We start from the raw sequence: 17,746 nt of genomic DNA on the forward strand, positions 1-17,746 counted from the left end.
GTCATTTACCTGTCAGCATGTAGCCGTGGTGACGTATGGTTTTAATGGTAGCCGTATGGATATGAGCCTTAGAGAATTTCTTCCTTAGTGAGGATATACGCATATCAATCGAACGATCAGTAATACAGTATTCAATGCCTCGGGCAAGACGGCAACATGATTCACGAGATACTGGCTTATCGACATTCAGCATCAGGAGCTCTAAAATTTCAAACTCAGAACTCGTTAAACCAATATCTTTTTGCAAATAAAATGCTTGGGAGCGACGAAGACAAAGACTAATGCCATATCGGCTCAGCTTTTCTTCTTCAACGATATCAACTTGACGACAATAGCGACGCAACGCTGCTTCAATACGGGCGAGCAAAATATTACCTTTTATCGGTTTGGTAAGGTAATCATCAGCACCGAACTTAAATAAGCTCACCTCGCTCATTTCATCATCGGTCGCAGTCAAAACAATGATAATACCATGATAAAACTTACGCGCCTCTTGGCATATTTCTGCGCCATTTTTTCCTGGTAACATCAAATCTAACAGCACTAGGTCCGGCTTGAGCCCCTTAATCGTTTCTAATGCATTTTGACCGTTATCGATGACAGTTACCGTATATCCTTCGGCTTCGAGGTACATTTTGGTTAATCGAGCAATCTCTGAGTCGTCTTCTACCAGTAAGATTGTATTACCCACCATGAATCATTTACTCCACCAATATGATGGAGGGAGTATATCGCTCGTCCTATACTGCGCAACCTACTTAAATGATAATTTTAATAAAACGCAGGCTTACATACGCTTACAAACCATACATATACGATAATCCTAATCATTCTATACCCCTAAAGCCATGCAATAACCTGAGGTTTTATTCATTATCAGAATATAGCTTCACATAGAAAATAAAATTCGGAATAAAAATCCACTATATTTTTAAATATATCGAATAATAGGTCTTACCAAAAAATAATATCAACATATATGACTTAGTTTGCTTATATAGACAGGACTTTATGTTGCTTCTAAGTTTCTTGCTCTAATAAAGTCTACGAGTAACATGAAATGAGATATTCCAAATTAACACCTTTAGCCATATTCTGCGCGATAAGTCTAACTGCTTGTGGCGGCAGTGAATCTAATCCGAAACCATCGAAAACAACACCTCCACCACCACCAATGCCAACATTGAGCACTGTCACAATCCCAACTGTCGTTTCTACAGAGTTTCCAGCCAAGTTAAAAGTGGCTGCTGATTCGGGCTTCACCCACTATGTGAAAATCTCCCTTTCCGAAGCAAACAACAACGATACATTTCACATTGTGGCTGTTGATGACGGTGCGAATAATGAAAAAATCTTTCGTGCAGCCAAAATCATCCAACACCTTCTCACAAACCAACCAGACTCTAAGTACGGTGCTGACAAGTCTCGTATCGCTAAGACATTAGCCGAGCGTGATGCCACACTAATGCTGACCGAAAACGACGAACAGAATGATGAGATGTTAACCAAAATCTTTATCAACGAACTGATTCGCCAAGACAAATTGAACGATGCAGTTGCAAACTCGGGCTTAGCACACTCTTTTGATACGAGTTCTCTAGAAAAGTTTGTTGTAAGCATGATGGTACTTAGCGAAGATGATATGGATACACTTGTCACATCTATCGCGTCAACATTAGTAACTAGTAAAGAAACACCAAACTGGCTAAGGAATAGCCAATCTTTAATGTATCGAGAACTGACAGTTGAAGGCGATTGCCATTACATGAGTAATTTTGCCGATTACTGCGCCAATCTTGGCAAAAAAGCCGAACGAGACGCCGCTTTTGAAGAAATTTTACACTTGGTCCAAGCGCAAGGTATTGCACCTAACACGGAGACTGCGGCACTGCAAAATGACATTCAAGCTCATGCGTTAACAATCTATAACGATATTAAATCGGGCAAACCGACGGTGTGGCGCCCTACTCAGTATGACTGGGACGATTGGAAATCGGACGACTTCGATCCTGAAAGTGTTAAACAAACGGGCCCTTCATATTCTCACGAATATTTTGCTGCCGCTTTTGAAGCTTACATGGGTGTAGCAAAAGCAAACGGACATGGTTTAGATGGCTACCAAGCGTTAACGCGTGAAGAAATGCAAACCCAAGATCCACAAGCCGTTGATTGGATCAGTGGCTTATTCCACGGATACTTGCAATATACCGCGAATATCGACTCTGCGGGCGTCAAGCTCTACACAGAAAAGACAAATCCAGGCACAGTACCTACCTTCCGTATGGCTCCCAACAAAGACGGTTTGATAGAAGCGTACACCTACAAATCTCAGTGGTTAACAAAAGTGAAGATCATTGGCGACGACGCGATGAATGTGATCGGTAATGATCAAAACAATACTTTTGAAGGCAACAGCAAAGACAACAGCATTTATGGTGAAGGCGGTATCAACACCTATATCGTGCCACACAAACTGGCGGAATGTACTGTTATCAAAGCAAAGAGCGTTTCTGTTGAGTGCCCAAATACAGGCACTGACGAGTTGTACGACATTCAGAACATCCAATTCACCGACCAAACCCTAGATGTAACCAAGCTATAAACAATGAAAAACATGAAGAAACTTATTTTATTCGCTCCCTTGCTCCTTGTTGGTTGTGGTGGCCTAGCCGTCATGGATCGTACTGATGCCGTAAAAGCACAACCAGAAATGCTGATCAAAACCGACGGTGATTTTTGGGGATTCGGTGCGGATGGCCATTTTGATTTTGCTGGTAAGTACAAAGGCAAGTATTCACGCAGTGCTTCTAACTCAAGTTGGTTTAACCGTATCTCTTTCAAAGAAGGTTCAATGGGCGCAGAAGTGACTCGTATCGACAGCGGGGAAACTTGGCTTTTGAACTGCACTGGAGGCGGTATGTCGGTTAACTACATGGGCGTCGATTTTGGTGGGAATGATCCTTACACCTGTGACATTACTCAAGATGGTAAAAAAGTCGGTGAGTTTGCGATGGAGCCAAAATCCGCTCTCATCGACATCAGCTTTGAGAAAAAAGAGACAGGCGTAGTGCGTATTGGTAGCACCCAATTTAATGTAGAAACTGTACATACTAGTCCTGACGCCATGATGGCGGTAGACATTCCATTGGGTTATAGCTTTAAGGAAGGCACACAAGAAATTGCCGCTGTGCAGACGAACGGTACCATTGCGGTACAGATGCTCCCTGAACTTAGCGAACAAAAAAAGGATGTAATTGCCATCGGCGCTGTTGCAAGTGCACTAAGTTGGCGTCCTAAGAAATAGCCACCACATAAAACGACACAAAAAAATAACAAAGCCCTCAACTTTGAGGGCTTTTATTGCTTGTACTCATAGAGATAAGTGGAGCACTACTTCTCTAATCTTCCCGTATACTGCTTGGGCGTTAATCCACGATGTTTCTTAAACATACGATTGAAGCTCGCCACATTGGTGTAACCAAGGCGCGTGGCAATGTCATCAATACTCACGCGCTTACTCAACAAACCAGCTGCAATATTACTCAATACATAGCCAGAAACCGTCGAAAAATTGAGCCCTAATTTATGCAAACGACGTTGAAACTGCTGTTCAGATAAATCAAGCAGAGAAGACACGCGCTCTAACGTTGGCAATCCATAATGGCTGCTGTAGTTCACTACTTCATAAATCACTTTCAACTCGTCTTCTGGATCGGGCATATTAAGCAAATCATCCAAGTCGGAAAAACTCATCGCTAGACGGCTGTCTTCTCGATGGCTCACTTGGCGGGAGGCTAATCGGTCATCTCCCGGGATCCATATCTCTGTTTTTGGCTGACTCCATTCCACCTCGCAGCCGAAATATTCCCGGTATCGCTCAGTATTTTTTCTCGAGCCTGAAACCTTGACACGTAAAGGCTGGTAATCTTTGCCAAGAAATTCGCGTAACACCTTAATCATAAATACCGCACAGCGGATACTATCGTGCACCTTTACTGACGTTTCTATAAACGGGTTGTGGTAAGTCCATTTGATGATTTTACCCGACTGTTCGCCAGCAAAAAACGCCCCTGATTGTAGATTGCTCACACCATAATTCACTCGCCGAATGGTACTGGCTAAATCATTGCCGGAGAATAACCAGCGTCCCACTGGCCCTAGCTTTTGCAGTTCAATACCCCGGCTGAGACTCAACACCACATCCGGGTCAGCACTGGCTTGTTCAACACAACGATACCATTCCGCAACGGCTTTTAGCGGGATCAGTGTCATTGGGTTACGAAACACCGATACTGGGATTCCTAACTCATCCGAGTCCAAATTGTATTTAGATAACGCGAGGTTATGCATGTTTAGAATGCCCATCGCGCGAATAAACCGAACCGTTTTCATAACCAATTACATCAAATTTAATCCTATAGTGATTGAATCTGTCACAAAGAAAGCCGCAAATCAAATTCAGATCACAATACGCCAACAGTTTGATAGAGGAGTGTTTAATGAGTTTACTGAGTGTCCCATTTGTCGGTACAGGCGCAGATACGGCGTTACATGTTGTCGCTGCTGTCGTTTTAATTGCGAGTGTCGCGGGCGCGTGTTACGGCTTTTGGAAAATCCATGAATTGCCTATCAATAAAGCACACAGCAAAGACCATCATCAGATAGGGCTCATCACTGCGCTGACCTGGATAGGGTTTGTCTGGCACTGGGTTTGGGTGCTAGCCGTGATCTTTGCATTTGTTGATATGGAAAAAGCCATCATCAATCTGCGTGATACATGGAAAAGTAAACCGCAAACAGAAACACAGCCAAAAGAGGAAGCATAATGTTAGAAGGTTTAGCGGTATGGGCTCTCTTCATCTATCTGCTGCGTTTGGTTGGCATGCCTTGGAACAAAGCAACCAAATCGTTCGCTTATCTTGGCGGCTTGGGTTGGCTAATGTTCGTCTGGGTAGGTTTGATTAACTTCACCCCGATGGATTTATCCGGCGGTTCTGTCGTGCAGTCACCACACATCCAATTGCGTCCAGATTCAACCAATGTAAAAGGTAAAGTTGACCACATTTACATTGAGCCGAATCAGAAAGTTAAAGAAGGTCAGCTCATTTATGAACTTGACCCAACGCAATACAAAATCGCATTAAATCAAGCGAACGTATCCGCTGATTCTGCTCGCGTTGCATTAGCTACGGCAAAAGGCGACATCGAGATTGAAGAAGCTAACCACGAGGCGCTAGTGCAAGATCTAGAAACATCCAAGAGCCAGTTGGAAGCGGCGAAAGTTGACTACAAATTGCAGAAAAAAATGCTAGATCGTTATGTTGAGCAAAACCGAGTGGTGCACAACACCATCACGGAAAGCGATATCGACAAACAATCGAGTGCGGTTGATATGGCACGTCACAACGTGTTGACCCTTGAGTCTCAAATCAAGAAGAAACAAGTCGATATTTCCCGTGCAAAACTGGCGATTCATAAATCGGAACTTGCAGTTGAAACCAAACAAGCCGAACTGCGCCAAGCTGAAGAGCAAATTGCAAAAGCGCAATGGGATTTGAATAGCACAAAAGTTCATGCCCCAACAGATGGCTTTGTCACCAACTTTATCCTGCGTGAAGGTCAGCGTGTATCGATGATGCCGCGTATCAACATGTACACTAACGAGAAGTACGTGCTGATGCGAGTCAACCACCAGGCGATTCGTAACATCAAACCGGGTCAACCTGCGGAATTCTCCTCTTCGGTTTATCCAGGTAAGATCTTCTCAGCGACGGTCGAGGGCATTGTTGAGGCAACAGGTGAATCACAAGGTAATCTACTGGGTTTCGATGATTCCGTACGTGTCACCACTGGAAAGAACTTACAGAACAAACACCACTTTGTTCGTCTTAAGGTTGATGAGCCAGAAGGTTACGACATCCCTGTTGGCTCTGTTGGCCTCGCATGGGTCAGCGGTGAAAAACCGATAGGCTTCATGGCCTTCTTAGATGTGATTCGCGGGATCATCATCCGAATGAAGTCTCAACTGTACTTCTTCTACTCTATCTAAACTCGCAAACCGCCAGTTACGCTGGCGGTTTTCTTTTCATTTGTATCCAAACATATCCTTTTCCCGTATAACAATTAGTTAGTAAATAGCGGAGAAGATTCATGTCGGTAAAGGAAAGAAGCCTACCTATCCATCGCATCTCAAGATTCAGCAAGTTCGCTTCACTTGCTACCCGTGTCGCAGGCAATGTGATTGCAGAAGGCACGAAGCAGATAGCCAAAGGCAACAAACCAAAAGCGAAAGACCTCTTGCTGACGCCACAGAACATCGCGCGTTTAACCGACCAACTTGCTCACCTACGTGGCGCTGCAATGAAGCTTGGACAAATGCTCTCAATGGATGCTGGTGATGTTTTAGAACCTGAACTCGCCGATATTCTTTCCCGTCTTCGTTCCAACGCAGACCCAATGCCTGCAAAACAACTCAACGCAGTAATGGAAAGTTCGCTGGGAACGAATTGGAAAGCTGAGTTTCTGTCATTTAACTTCAAACCAATCGCCAGTGCATCAATAGGACAAGTGCACCAAGCCTACAGCGATGCGGGCGATAACCTAGCCGTCAAAGTGCAATATCCGGGCATACGGAAAAGTATCGATAGCGACGTCGATAATGTCGGTACACTGCTCAAGGTCGTTGGGTTGATTCCCGAGTCTGTCGACTACAAAGGATTGCTCGAAGAAGCGAAAAAGCAGCTACATGATGAAGCCGATTACGCACGAGAGGCACAATTTGCCATTCGTTATCATGACGCTTTGAAGGAGCACCCTCATTTTGTGGTGCCCAAGATTCATACTGAAAGTTGCTCAGACTCCGTTCTCGCGATGGAATTCATTGATGGCAGCCCGATTGAGAAAATCGAACATTATGATCAGAGTACGCGAGATTTTGTCATGCACAGCCTACTCGAATTACTGTTTCGAGAGCTGTTCGAATTTAAGATGGTACAAACCGATCCAAATTTCGCCAACTACTTATATATCGAAAACACTCGTCAAATCGGCTTGCTAGATTTCGGGGCCACTCGCGAGTACAGCGAGCGGTTCAGCACTGGTTATCGCCAAGCTTTCGCATCTGTCGTTAACAATGACGAACAAGGCTTGAATGATGCGCTTGAACAAATAGGCTTCTTCAGCCAAACCATCCTTCCAGACCAACGCCAAGCGATTCTCGATCTAGTGAAAATGGCATGTGAACCTATGTTGGTCGATGAGCCCTATGATTTCAAAGCCAGCGGCTTAGCACAAAAGCTTCGCGAGGCTGGCACCATTCTAAGCATGGAGCAAGAATACTGGCATACTCCACCAGCAGATGCCCTATTTTTACACAGAAAAATCGGCGGAATGTACTTGCTGGCAGCCCGTATTGGCGCAAAAGTGAACATTCGCCAATTGGTACAGCCATATCTCACCATCAACAGCGAATAGCCTATTGTTTTTCTGTTACTTTCAAGTACCTTGAGCAAGGTTAAGATGCATAGTTGTGCATCTCAATAACATGCCATACTTCCATAAAACGAATTAACTATCGGGGTACTCGGTGAGCAAGTTTCAAGATCTCTCCACTCTAATCCAGCAAATTGGCCAAGCCGAAGAAGCGGATCAAGTCGCAACGCTCAATGAATCTATTGAAGCGGGCCTCGAGCCCGGCGCGGTTGCCCTGATTCTAGAAGCCTTTCCAATCGACGATCGTGTTCGCTTATGGCGAGCTTTACCACTAGAGCTACATATCGACGTGTTAACGGAAATGCGTGCGGACGTACGTTTCTCTATCATCAACGCGTTATCTGAAGTCGAGCTAAAACTCACTCTCGCTAAACTCGACAACTTATCGCTCATCGAATGGGCCGATTCGTTGCCAGAGTCGATCATCAACGAAGCACTCTCGTTGATAGAAAAAGATGAGTTGGAACTTTACGATCAAGCAAACGAGTATGCTGATGAAGAACTCGGCCACTGGGCTGAACGTAAGATCATCACTCTGCCCTTCAACATTACGATTGGGACAGCTAAGCAGTTAATGGAGCGCTATAGCTACGACACGCCTCAACAGGTGTATCTGATTAATCGTAATAAACAGTATCGTGGAACGGTCAACTACTTCGATATCTTGCGTGGTGACCCCGATACTCGCTTAAAAACACTCGTTATTGAGGCTGTGACGGTTCTAGACAGTAAAATGATGCTTCCTGAAGCGGTAGAGGCATTAGAACACAGCACACTGCCCGCTCTCCCTGTAACTGATGCAGACCAAACACTGATCGGTGAAGTCGATTGGCAGTTTGCATTGAGTACACAGCGTGAAATCTACGAAGCACGTTTGATGGCCGGTACAGGTATGGATGAAGGCGATGACTTGTTTGCGCCAGTATTAAAAAGCTCGCAAAAGCGCGGTGTTTGGTTAGGCATCAATTTGCTTACTGCGATTTTGGCGTCTGTCACTATCGGACTATTTGAAGATGTAATTGCGCAGGTGGTGGCTTTGGCGGTGCTCATGCCAATTGTTGCATCCATGGGGGGCATTGCTGGCAGCCAAACGCTCACTCTAATGATTCGTGCGATGGCGCTTAATCAGATCACCCCAGGTAACCGTTTCAAGCTATTGAAAAATGAGTTGGGTATTGGCTCTCTGAACGGCATTGCTTGGGCGTTAATCATCGGCGGGCTCGCCGGATTGTGGTTTCAATCTCCGGTTCTAGGTGGGACCATCGCGCTGGCCATTATCGTCAATATTATTACCGCAGCTTTATTTGGTGTGCTGATTCCCATCATTCTGGATAAGTTTAAATTGGACCCCGCTTTGGCTGGCTCGGTGATTCTAACAACAGTGACAGATGTAGTTGGTTTTTTCGCCTTTTTAGGAACGGCGAGTTTAGTCATGCTTTAAAAGGTTCATTGTTTATTAATCAATCATTAGCATAATAGAGTCAAATTGCATAACGCAGTTGCAAATTGCAAACACACTCAAACTTTAAGCAACGCATGTCACAGAAACTACGTATTTTAGGGCATATTAAAGTTGGCACAGTAACTGCATTATATAAATCGACCCTTCTTAAGCCGAGGGTCACCTAGCCAACTGACGTTGTTAGTGAACTTGATTTTGTTCACATGTATATAAGCCAATCGCACTCTTTGCGGTTGGCTATTTTTTTATGTGGCTATTGCCCTCTTATCCTCTGACCGAGCTCGGTTGTACTTTTCTTACCCACAACAGATTGTTTACTGTTTATAAAATTCAAATATTCGCCCACTAAACCATTAGAAATGCCAGCTTCAACAAAAATAAATCACCTACATAAAATAAAACCAAGAAAACACACCCAAGAAAAGAACAAATAACGTCCAAACCAAAAACCTCATCATGAAATCGTTTTCTTTTCATAGAAATCGACTGAACAATCCAGAGTTATAGATAAATTTAATCCATAAAAACAAATAGCAATTCAAAACATTCATTTCACATAGAAAACCTGTCTATAAATCATAGAAAATACGTAAAATCAAAATTTCCACCTTTAGAATTTAAAAATCAAACCATTGTTATTAACAGAAAAAATACACATCAAAAACAAAGCAAACGTTTAAATTGCAATTTTATCATTGACTATTAAATTTACATCACGATAATACGCGCCGTTTGCCTGAAAATCAGGTGCTATAATTTAATATTTCAATGTGCGGAGGTAATAATGGCTGGAGACAATAACTACAGTCTTGGACCAGTTCCTAACACGGCCAGAAAAGGCGTGGCGTCACTTACAATGGTGATGTTAGGACTCACTTTTTTCTCCGCAAGTATGTGGACTGGGGGTTCTCTCGGTACTGGGCTCTCCTTTAATGATTTTTTCCTCGCTGTTCTCATCGGTAACCTAATCCTCGGTATTTACACTTCTTTCCTCGGTTACATCGGCGCTTCTACTGGTCTCTCTACTCACCTTCTTGCTCGTTTCTCTTTTGGTTCTAAAGGCTCTTGGCTTCCTTCTGCTCTTCTTGGCGGTACTCAAGTTGGGTGGTTTGGAGTTGGTGTCGCGATGTTTGCGATTCCGGTGCACAAAGCAACGGGCATCGATACCAATACTTTGATCCTCGTCTCCGGTTTGCTCATGACCGCGACCGTTTACTTTGGCATCTCCGCACTGATGGTGTTGTCAGCAATTGCCGTTCCTGCCATTGCGCTACTTGGCGGCTACTCTGTCATCGAGGCAGTAAATAGTGTTGGCGGTATAAGCGAACTACAACAGGTTCAACCAACCGAGCCACTCGATTTTTCAATAGCTCTCGCGATGGTTGTCGGCTCTTTTGTCAGTGCTGGTACATTAACGGCGGATTTCGTACGCTTTGGTAAAAAGCCGCGCAGCGCCGTGATGATCACCATGGTGGCATTTTTCATCGGTAACTCGTTAATGTTTATCTTTGGCGCGGCAGGTGCGTCGGTGACGGGTCAATCAGACATCTCTGAAGTGATGATCGCGCAAGGTCTTCTTATTCCAGCTATCATCGTTCTTGGCTTGAACATCTGGACGACCAACGACAACGCGCTCTACGCATCGGGTCTTGGATTTTCCAACATCACAGGCTTACCAAGTAAATACATCTCAATGGCGAACGGTCTTGTTGGCACACTTTGCGCTCTCTGGCTCTACAATAACTTTGTTGGCTGGCTGACCTTCTTATCTTTGGCAATTCCACCGATTGGCGGTGTGATCATCGCTGACTTCTTCACGAACCGTAAACGCTACGCAAACTTTGAAGCCGCCCAATTCCAAAACGTTAACTGGGCTGGCATTATCGCTGTCGTGATTGGCGTTGGTGCGGGACACTTCCTGCCTGGCGTAGTGCCGATTAACGCTGTACTTGGCGGCGCAATTAGCTTCCTGATTCTTAATCCTGTTCTCAACAAAAAAGCACTGGCTACACAGCCAGCGTAAGGAACCATCATGACAACACTACTGATCAAAAACGTAACGCTAAAAGGACAAGAAGGTCTGCAGCAAATTTTGATTGAAGATGGTCAATTCAAGCGCATTGAAAGCAACGATGTGGAGCTTAGTCATAACGGTGACATCATCGATGCTGAAGGCGGTATGGCGATTGCGCCTTTCTGCGAGCCACACATTCACTTAGATACAACTCAAACCGCAGGTGAGCCAAGCTGGAACATTTCTGGCACATTGTTTGAGGGTATTGAACGTTGGGCTGAGCGCAAAGAAATGCTGTCGATTGAAGACGTGAAAGCGCGCGCAAAACAAACCTTAAAATGGCAGATAGCAAACGGCGTACAACACGTTCGTACCCACGTCGATGTTTCAGACCCTACCCTAATTGCCCTAAAAGCGATGGTAGAAGTGCGTGAAGAGATGAAAGAATGGGTAGATATCCAAATCGTCGCCTTCCCGCAGGAAGGAATTCTCTCTTACCCAAATGGCAAAGAGCTGCTAGAAGAAGCCGTCAAATTAGGTGCGGACGTGATTGGCGCGATTCCACACTTTGAATTCACACGCGAATATGGCATTGAATCGCTGCACTACGTATTCGAGTTAGCGAAAAAATACGACCGCCTGATCGACGTGCATTGTGATGAAATCGATGACGAACAATCTCGGTTCGTTGAAACACTGGCAGCATTAGCGCACAAGTTTGATATGGGGAATAAAGTCACGGCCAGTCACACCACAGCGATGGGTTCCTACAACGGTGCATACGCATCTCGCCTGTTCCGTTTATTACGCATGTCCGGTATCAACTTCGTGGCAAATCCATTGGTGAACATTCACTTACAAGGACGTTTTGATGATTACCCAAAACGTCGCGGCGTAACACGAGTGAAAGAGATGCTGAATGCCAACATCAACGTCTGCTTTGGACACGATGATGTATTTGACCCTTGGTACCCACTAGGCACTGCAAACATGCTGCAAGTACTGCATATGGGTCTGCACGTGTGTCAGGTGATGGGTTACGACCAAATCAACAACTCACTGGATCTGATCAGCACCAATTCAGCACGTACACTGAACATTCAAGATAAGCACGGCATTGAAGAAGGCAAACCAGGTAGTTTACTGATTCTTCCCGCAGAAAATGGTTTTGACGCAGTACGTCGCCAAGTGCCGGTTCGCTACTCTGTTCGTCACGGTAAAGTGATTGCAGAAACACAGCCTGCAACAACTCATATTCATCTTGAACAAGCAGAGCAAGTAACGTTCAAACGCTAAAAAGATCGGCGAAACTAAAAAGGCCTGACGACATCGTCAGACCTTTTTTCTACTGGTAAACATCACTGCTCGCTCTGTCTATTCTTGTCTCATAAACCACTGAACACATTGAAAGGCCATATAAAACGGCTCAGTACCAAACGTTGCACAAGGTTCTGGTGGCTGAATCTCAATTACACCATCGCACTTGGAAATTATTCTAAGCGTTGGGCATACTTCTGACTTCATTTTAGTTGTAGATATGAACCATGACGTCATTAAGCCAGATAGAACCGCAATTTTTGGAATTTATGCAGCAAGAGATGCAAGTAGATGCAGCTCATGATCTTAAACACGTAAAACGCGTGGTCAAAACAGCGAAACAGCTCTGCAAAGAAGAAAATGCAGACATCGCGATTGTATTACCGGCTGCCTATTTGCATGATTGCTTTACTTACCCGAAAGATCACCCAAATCGCAAAGAGAGCTCAATCATCGCAGCCAAAAAAGCGGTCGCATTTTTAGAGAGTATCGATTATCCGCAGCAATATCATGATGCCATTGCTCATGCGATAGAGGCACACAGCTTTAGCGCAAACATCAGGCCAAATACGTTAGAAGCCAAAATCGTCCAAGATGCCGACCGTCTGGACGCTTTAGGCGCAATTGGCGTGACGCGATGCATTCAAGTCAGCACTCAATTTAACGCGCAACTTTACAACGACAGCGATATATTTGCCGAAGAACGTGAACTTAACGATAAACAATTCACTCTGGATCACTTTCAGACCAAGTTATTCAAAATCGCTGAAACTATGAACACAGAGTCAGCAAGACGCGAAGCGCAAAAACGCAAAACCTTTATGCAAACGTACCTAGAGCAGTTACACGACGAGGTAACAGCGTAAATGTCAGAAAGCTATACGTTAATTAAAGAGCTTAAACGCCAACTAAAGTTAGCTGGGCTGCATTATGCGGATGTTGCACAACACCTTGATTTAAGTGAAGGAAGCGTCAAACGTTTACTCGCTGAAGGTCAACACATTAGTCTTGAACGCTTAGAACGCATTTGCCAATTGATTGGTTTAGAAATGGCGGAACTGTTTAAGCTCGCGGCTGCGCACAATAAAGGTCTAGAGTCGCTAACGTTAGAGCAAGAAAAGCAGTTGGTTGATGATAAAGCCCTGCTACTCGTGGCAATCTGTGTTGTAAATGGCTATCAGTTTGAGCAAATCGTTCAGCAATACACCTTCAATGAGTTGGAACTGGTGCAAAAGCTTGCTCATTTGGATCGTCTGAACATCATCGACTTACAGCCAAATAACAAAATTCGTTTGCGTATATCTCCGACATTTAAGTGGCAGATGGGCGGCCCTATTCAACGGTTCTTCCAACAGCAAGTTCAAGACGCCTTTTTCCAAAGCTACTTTTCTGGTGAAGATGAAAAGTTCTCCATGGCAACAGGACTGATCAGTGTACCAAGCAACAAGAAGCTACAACAGAAACTGCAAAAGGTCATCGATGAGTTTTATCAGGCTTGCCAAAATGATAGCTCTCTCGATATGGACGAAAAGCACGGCACCTCTCTGATTATTGCGATGCGTCGTTGGACGTTCCCTTTGTTTGAACCATGGGAAAGAAAACCTGCTCAGAAGTCTCGGAATTAGTAACTCAATAAACGAATGGAAATGAAAGTAACGAATTTCGTTACTTTTGGTGGCATACAACGTCACTTGAAAGAGAAAGCTGGTTTAATCGTTCATTGAGCATAAAGTGCTCCCATCTCATTCGACTTTGTTTAATCAGGGCCCGTATGTTTTTCTCAAAACGCTTTTTTCCTTACTTTGTGACGCAATGCCTTGGCGCACTCAATGACAACATCTACAAAAACGTTCTGTTATTGATGGTGACATACAGCCAAATTGATAACCTACCAATATCCGTCAATCTATTCGTTAATTTGGCGGCAGGCTTATTCATCCTACCTTTCTTTCTATTCTCAGCGCATGCTGGTGCCGTCGCTGACAGCATGGACAAAGCCAAATTAATCCGACGTCTAAAGCTCATCGAGCTGGCTATCATGTCTTGCGCAGCAACCGCTATTGCCACCCAAAGTGCCATGCTGATGCTGGTTCTGCTGTTTATGACAGGCACTCAATCGGCCTATTTTGGTCCCGTGAAATACGCCTTGTTACCACAAGCGCTCAAACCAAATGAGCTTGTTAAAGGAAATGCTTGGGTTGAAATGGGCACGTTTCTTTCGATTCTTATAGGTACGCTTAGCGCAGGCCTGCTGCTAGCCATTCCTAATGGTACCTTGATTGCTTCTTGTACCGTGATTGCCTTGTCTTTGCTTGGGTTCATGAGCAGCGTGAATATTCCAACGATGCCTAGCCAATCGAATGACAAAGCGAAATTTGAACCGATTTCTGGTTTAAAGAACACGTTAAAAGTGGCAAAAAAACAGAGAGGCATCTGGATGTCTATTCTTGCCATCAGTTGGTTCTGGTTCATGGGTGCGACTTACCTAACTCAATTCCCTAACTTCGCACGCGAACATTTGTTCGCAGATAGCACTGTCGTTTCTTTACTGTTGGCATTGTTTTCGATTGGTATCGCGACAGGCTCTTGGTTGTGTGAAAAACTTTCTTTCAACCACGTTGAGCTTGGTATTTTGCCATTCGGTATCCTTGGTCTGACAGTCTTTGGCGTCGACTTGCTATGGGCAGTCCCAAGTTATCCATCACTTCCGGTGCACTTTTATGATGTGCAAAGCTTCGTTGCTGAATCAAAACATCTGCGCGTCATGATTGACCTGTTCCTTGTTGGTGTAAGCGGCGGTGTCTTTATTGTTCCTCTTTATGCGTTCATCCAATCGCGTTCAAACAAAAGGGAGTGTGCACGTGCCATTGCTGCTAACAACATCATGAATGCGTTGTTTATGGTGGTGTCTGCTTTGGTTTCGATCGTTGTACTCAGCGTACTAGAGCTTTCTATTGTGGAACTGTTTGCCATGATGGCAATAGGTAACTTTTTCGTGGCGATCTATGTATATCGCCAAGTACCGGAATTTACACAACGCTTTATCAGTTATTTACTCAGCCATTGTATGTATCGTGTGTCCGTAAAGGGGCGCCAACATATTCCTGAACAAGGTGCTGCGTTAATCGTGGCTAACCATGTTAGCTATGTCGATGCATTGATTTTGATGGGAACCTCTACTCGCCCGGTTCGTTTTGTGATGGACAAGTCCATCAGCGAGCTACCTGTTCTTAAATATGTATTCCGTCATGCCGGTGTTATCCCGATCTGTTCTCCACGTAAGTGTGCCGACACTTACCGACGAGCATTTGAACAGATTGAACAAGCACTTAACGACGGTGAGGTTGTCTGTATCTTCCCTGAGGGTCGTTTAACGTCTAACGGTCAATTGGGTGAGTTTCGCCCTGGTGTGGAAAAAATCCTTGAACGTAACCCTGTTCCTGTCATCCCTATGGCGTTAAAAGGGCTTTGGGGTTCTTTTTTCAGCCACAAAGGCGGACATGCTCTCACAAAACGACCGACTCGTTTTTGGTCAAAAGTGGATGTTGTAATCGGTGAAGTGTTAAGTCCTGCGTCTTTAAATCGTCATCAATTGCAACAACAAGTACAGGATTTACTGGGCTGAGTCGCTTGCTACAGCAGTCAAACTTTGCAGCAAAACGTAAATATGCACCACAAAGCACAAGTAGTTTCTTGTCAATTAGAGTAGGATATTACGACGTCATAAATCTAGGAGGTATTATGAAAATCATCATCTTACATGGTCTTTATATGCATGGGCTGGTCATGCAGCCTCTTAGCCAAAAGCTGAGAAAACTCGGATACGAAACGCAAGTACTCAGCTATAACACTGTTGCTATCGATGAGTCTTCACTGTTTGATTCTATTGATCATTCGCTTAATCCACTGACCACAAACGTCCTCGTGGGACACAGCTTGGGAGGCTTGATGATTAAGCGCTATCTCGCCAACAGAAAACCGAGCACTAACTTAATCTCTCATGTTGTCGCTATCGGTTCGCCTCTGAAAGGCGCGTCCATTGTAGGTCGAATTCAAGATCTCGGATTGGGTGCAATTTTAGGCAATTCGCCACACCACGGATTAAACAAACATGATGACGCTTGGGATTTCCCTCAAAAACTCGGCAGTATCGCAGGAACGATGCCGATTGGCGCTCGCCCATTGTTGATCCGTAATGACAACACCATGTCGGACGGTACGGTTACCGTAGAAGAGACAAGACTGGACGGTATGCAAGATCATATCGAAGTGAAGCAAACGCATACGAGCCTGATTTACAACACCTTCGTGCCGCAGCAGATTGATCACTTTATTCACACAGATTATTTCCGTCGATAGCACACTTTTCCATCATACAGATGGAATCGACTTTCCAAGCTATTCAGTTCGCAGTACTATCCTAGCTCCACTTCTTCACAACTTGGATGAAGTGGTACATTTTTAATTGTTCTCAGGGCGGGGCGAAATTCCCCACCGGCGGTATACTTTTTCAAGTGAGCCCGCGAGCGCTCGATTCGTCGAGGTCAGCAGATCTGGTGAGATGCCAGAGCCGACGGTTATAGTCCGGATGAAAGAGAATAAGAATACACCAGCATAGCGAGTCAGATTGCTAAGAATGCTGGTGCACTTCTTTTTGATCGTATTTTACGGCGATCTCTCATACCGCCCTGATTCTGGTGAAATTTAGGAGTTAACCATGAATCAGTCATCACTACTTGCCGAATTCGGCGACCCAATTACTCGCGTTGAAAACGCACTTATCGCTTTAAAAGAAGGCCGTGGCGTACTGCTTCTTGATGATGAAGATCGCGAAAACGAAGGCGATATCATTTATTCAGTCGAGCACCTCACTAACGAGCAAATGGCATTGATGATCCGCGAATGTAGCGGCATCGTTTGTTTGTGCTTAACAGATGTTCAAGCAGACAAACTGGAACTGCCTCCAATGGTGGTAAACAACAACAGCGCAAACCAAACCGCATTTACGGTTTCTATTGAAGCGAAAGTTGGTGTAACAACGGGTGTTTCAGCAGCAGACCGCGTAACGACCATTAAAACGGCGGCAAACCCGCACGCAAAACCGGAAGATCTTGCTCGCCCGGGTCACGTATTCCCTCTGCGCGCACGTCCAGGTGGTGTAATGACTCGCCGTGGTCACACAGAAGGTACGATTGATCTGATGCAAATGGCAGGGCTTCAACCCGCTGGCGTACTGTGTGAAGTGACCAATCCAGATGGCACGATGGCAAAGGCACCGGAGATCGTAGCATTCGGTCGCCTCCACAACATGCCGGTACTGACGATTGAAGATATGGTAATGTACCTGAACCAGTTCGAGTTGAAACTGGCATAGTCAGATCTCAGTGACCCGTCCTGATATGGGTTGACACTTTTTAACTAAAACGCTCGATGTACTTCATCGGGCGTTTTGTATTTTAAAG

The 17,746-nt window shown here is 44.7% G+C and carries 15 protein-coding genes and 1 riboswitch; of the genes, 13 read left to right on the forward strand and 2 right to left on the reverse strand.

Features of this window, described 5'->3' with window-relative positions:
* Window position 1 precedes the first annotated feature (1 nt).
* Window positions 2–694 (reverse strand): response regulator transcription factor, encoded by a 693-nt coding sequence (locus tag R7Z77_RS09760; protein WP_005373624.1) that lies wholly within the window; start codon window positions 692–694, stop codon window positions 2–4.
* Window positions 695–1,060: 366 nt separating this feature from the next.
* On the opposite strand from R7Z77_RS09760, the gene R7Z77_RS09765 reads away from it, so the two are divergent.
* Complete coding sequence (locus tag R7Z77_RS09765; RefSeq protein ID WP_213907771.1) at window positions 1,061–2,602, forward strand: hypothetical protein; 1,542 nt, start codon at window positions 1,061–1,063, stop codon at window positions 2,600–2,602.
* A 12-nt stretch (window positions 2,603–2,614) separates the two neighbouring features.
* Window positions 2,615–3,304, forward strand: a complete 690-nt coding sequence (locus R7Z77_RS09770; protein WP_053307228.1) for a hypothetical protein — start codon at window positions 2,615–2,617, stop codon at window positions 3,302–3,304.
* Window positions 3,305–3,390: 86 nt separating this feature from the next.
* On the opposite strand, the gene R7Z77_RS09775 is transcribed toward R7Z77_RS09770, so the two are convergent.
* Window positions 3,391–4,392, reverse strand: coding sequence for an AraC family transcriptional regulator (locus tag R7Z77_RS09775; RefSeq protein WP_005373633.1), 1,002 nt, complete (start codon window positions 4,390–4,392; stop codon window positions 3,391–3,393).
* 107 nt (window positions 4,393–4,499) lie between these two features.
* Between R7Z77_RS09775 and R7Z77_RS09780 the strand changes: the two genes are divergently transcribed.
* The 11 genes from R7Z77_RS09780 (at window position 4,500) to ribB (ending at window position 17,658) form a co-directional block, all read left to right on the forward strand.
* Window positions 4,500–4,826 carry an MFS transporter gene (locus R7Z77_RS09780; protein WP_017635162.1) on the forward strand — a complete coding sequence of 109 codons (327 nt, stop codon included), beginning with the start codon at window positions 4,500–4,502 and terminating at the stop codon, window positions 4,824–4,826.
* The gene (locus R7Z77_RS09785) at window positions 4,826–6,049 is read left to right on the forward strand and encodes an HlyD family secretion protein (RefSeq protein WP_213967935.1); all 1,224 of its coding nucleotides are present in this window, start codon (window positions 4,826–4,828) and stop codon (window positions 6,047–6,049) included. The genes R7Z77_RS09780 and R7Z77_RS09785 overlap by 1 nt, the downstream gene beginning before the upstream one ends.
* A 101-nt stretch (window positions 6,050–6,150) precedes the next feature.
* Entirely contained in the window at window positions 6,151–7,473 is a 1,323-nt protein-coding gene (locus R7Z77_RS09790) for an ABC1 kinase family protein (protein WP_213967936.1), read from the forward strand.
* A gap of 112 nt (window positions 7,474–7,585) precedes the next feature.
* Window positions 7,586–8,932, forward strand: coding sequence for a magnesium transporter (locus R7Z77_RS09795; RefSeq protein ID WP_005373641.1), 1,347 nt, complete (start codon window positions 7,586–7,588; stop codon window positions 8,930–8,932).
* A gap of 805 nt (window positions 8,933–9,737) precedes the next feature.
* A complete protein-coding gene (gene codB / locus R7Z77_RS09800) occupies window positions 9,738–10,976 on the forward strand; it encodes a cytosine permease (protein WP_064354865.1) in 1,239 nt (412 codons plus the stop codon).
* Between the two features lie 9 nt (window positions 10,977–10,985).
* On the forward strand, window positions 10,986–12,263 hold the full coding sequence (locus tag R7Z77_RS09805; RefSeq protein ID WP_064354866.1) for a cytosine deaminase: 1,278 nt from the start codon (window positions 10,986–10,988) through the stop codon (window positions 12,261–12,263).
* Window positions 12,264–12,511: 248 nt separating this feature from the next.
* On the forward strand, window positions 12,512–13,150 hold the full coding sequence (locus R7Z77_RS09810; protein ID WP_017819864.1) for an HD domain-containing protein: 639 nt from the start codon (window positions 12,512–12,514) through the stop codon (window positions 13,148–13,150).
* On the forward strand, window positions 13,151–13,909 hold the full coding sequence (locus tag R7Z77_RS09815) for a helix-turn-helix domain-containing protein (RefSeq protein WP_064354867.1): 759 nt from the start codon (window positions 13,151–13,153) through the stop codon (window positions 13,907–13,909).
* A 146-nt stretch (window positions 13,910–14,055) separates the two neighbouring features.
* The gene (locus tag R7Z77_RS09820; RefSeq protein ID WP_025767948.1) at window positions 14,056–15,909 is read left to right on the forward strand and encodes an MFS transporter; all 1,854 of its coding nucleotides are present in this window, start codon (window positions 14,056–14,058) and stop codon (window positions 15,907–15,909) included.
* A gap of 116 nt (window positions 15,910–16,025) precedes the next feature.
* A complete protein-coding gene (locus R7Z77_RS09825; protein ID WP_064354868.1) occupies window positions 16,026–16,643 on the forward strand; it encodes a hypothetical protein in 618 nt (205 codons plus the stop codon).
* A 104-nt stretch (window positions 16,644–16,747) separates the two neighbouring features.
* A riboswitch (FMN riboswitch) is annotated at window positions 16,748–16,888 on the forward strand.
* 113 nt (window positions 16,889–17,001) lie between these two features.
* Window positions 17,002–17,658, forward strand: a complete 657-nt coding sequence (gene ribB / locus R7Z77_RS09830; protein ID WP_005385579.1) for a 3,4-dihydroxy-2-butanone-4-phosphate synthase — start codon at window positions 17,002–17,004, stop codon at window positions 17,656–17,658.
* Window positions 17,659–17,746: the final 88 nt, after the last annotated feature.

The sequence above is a fragment of the Vibrio sp. 1401 genome (assembly GCF_033340295.1).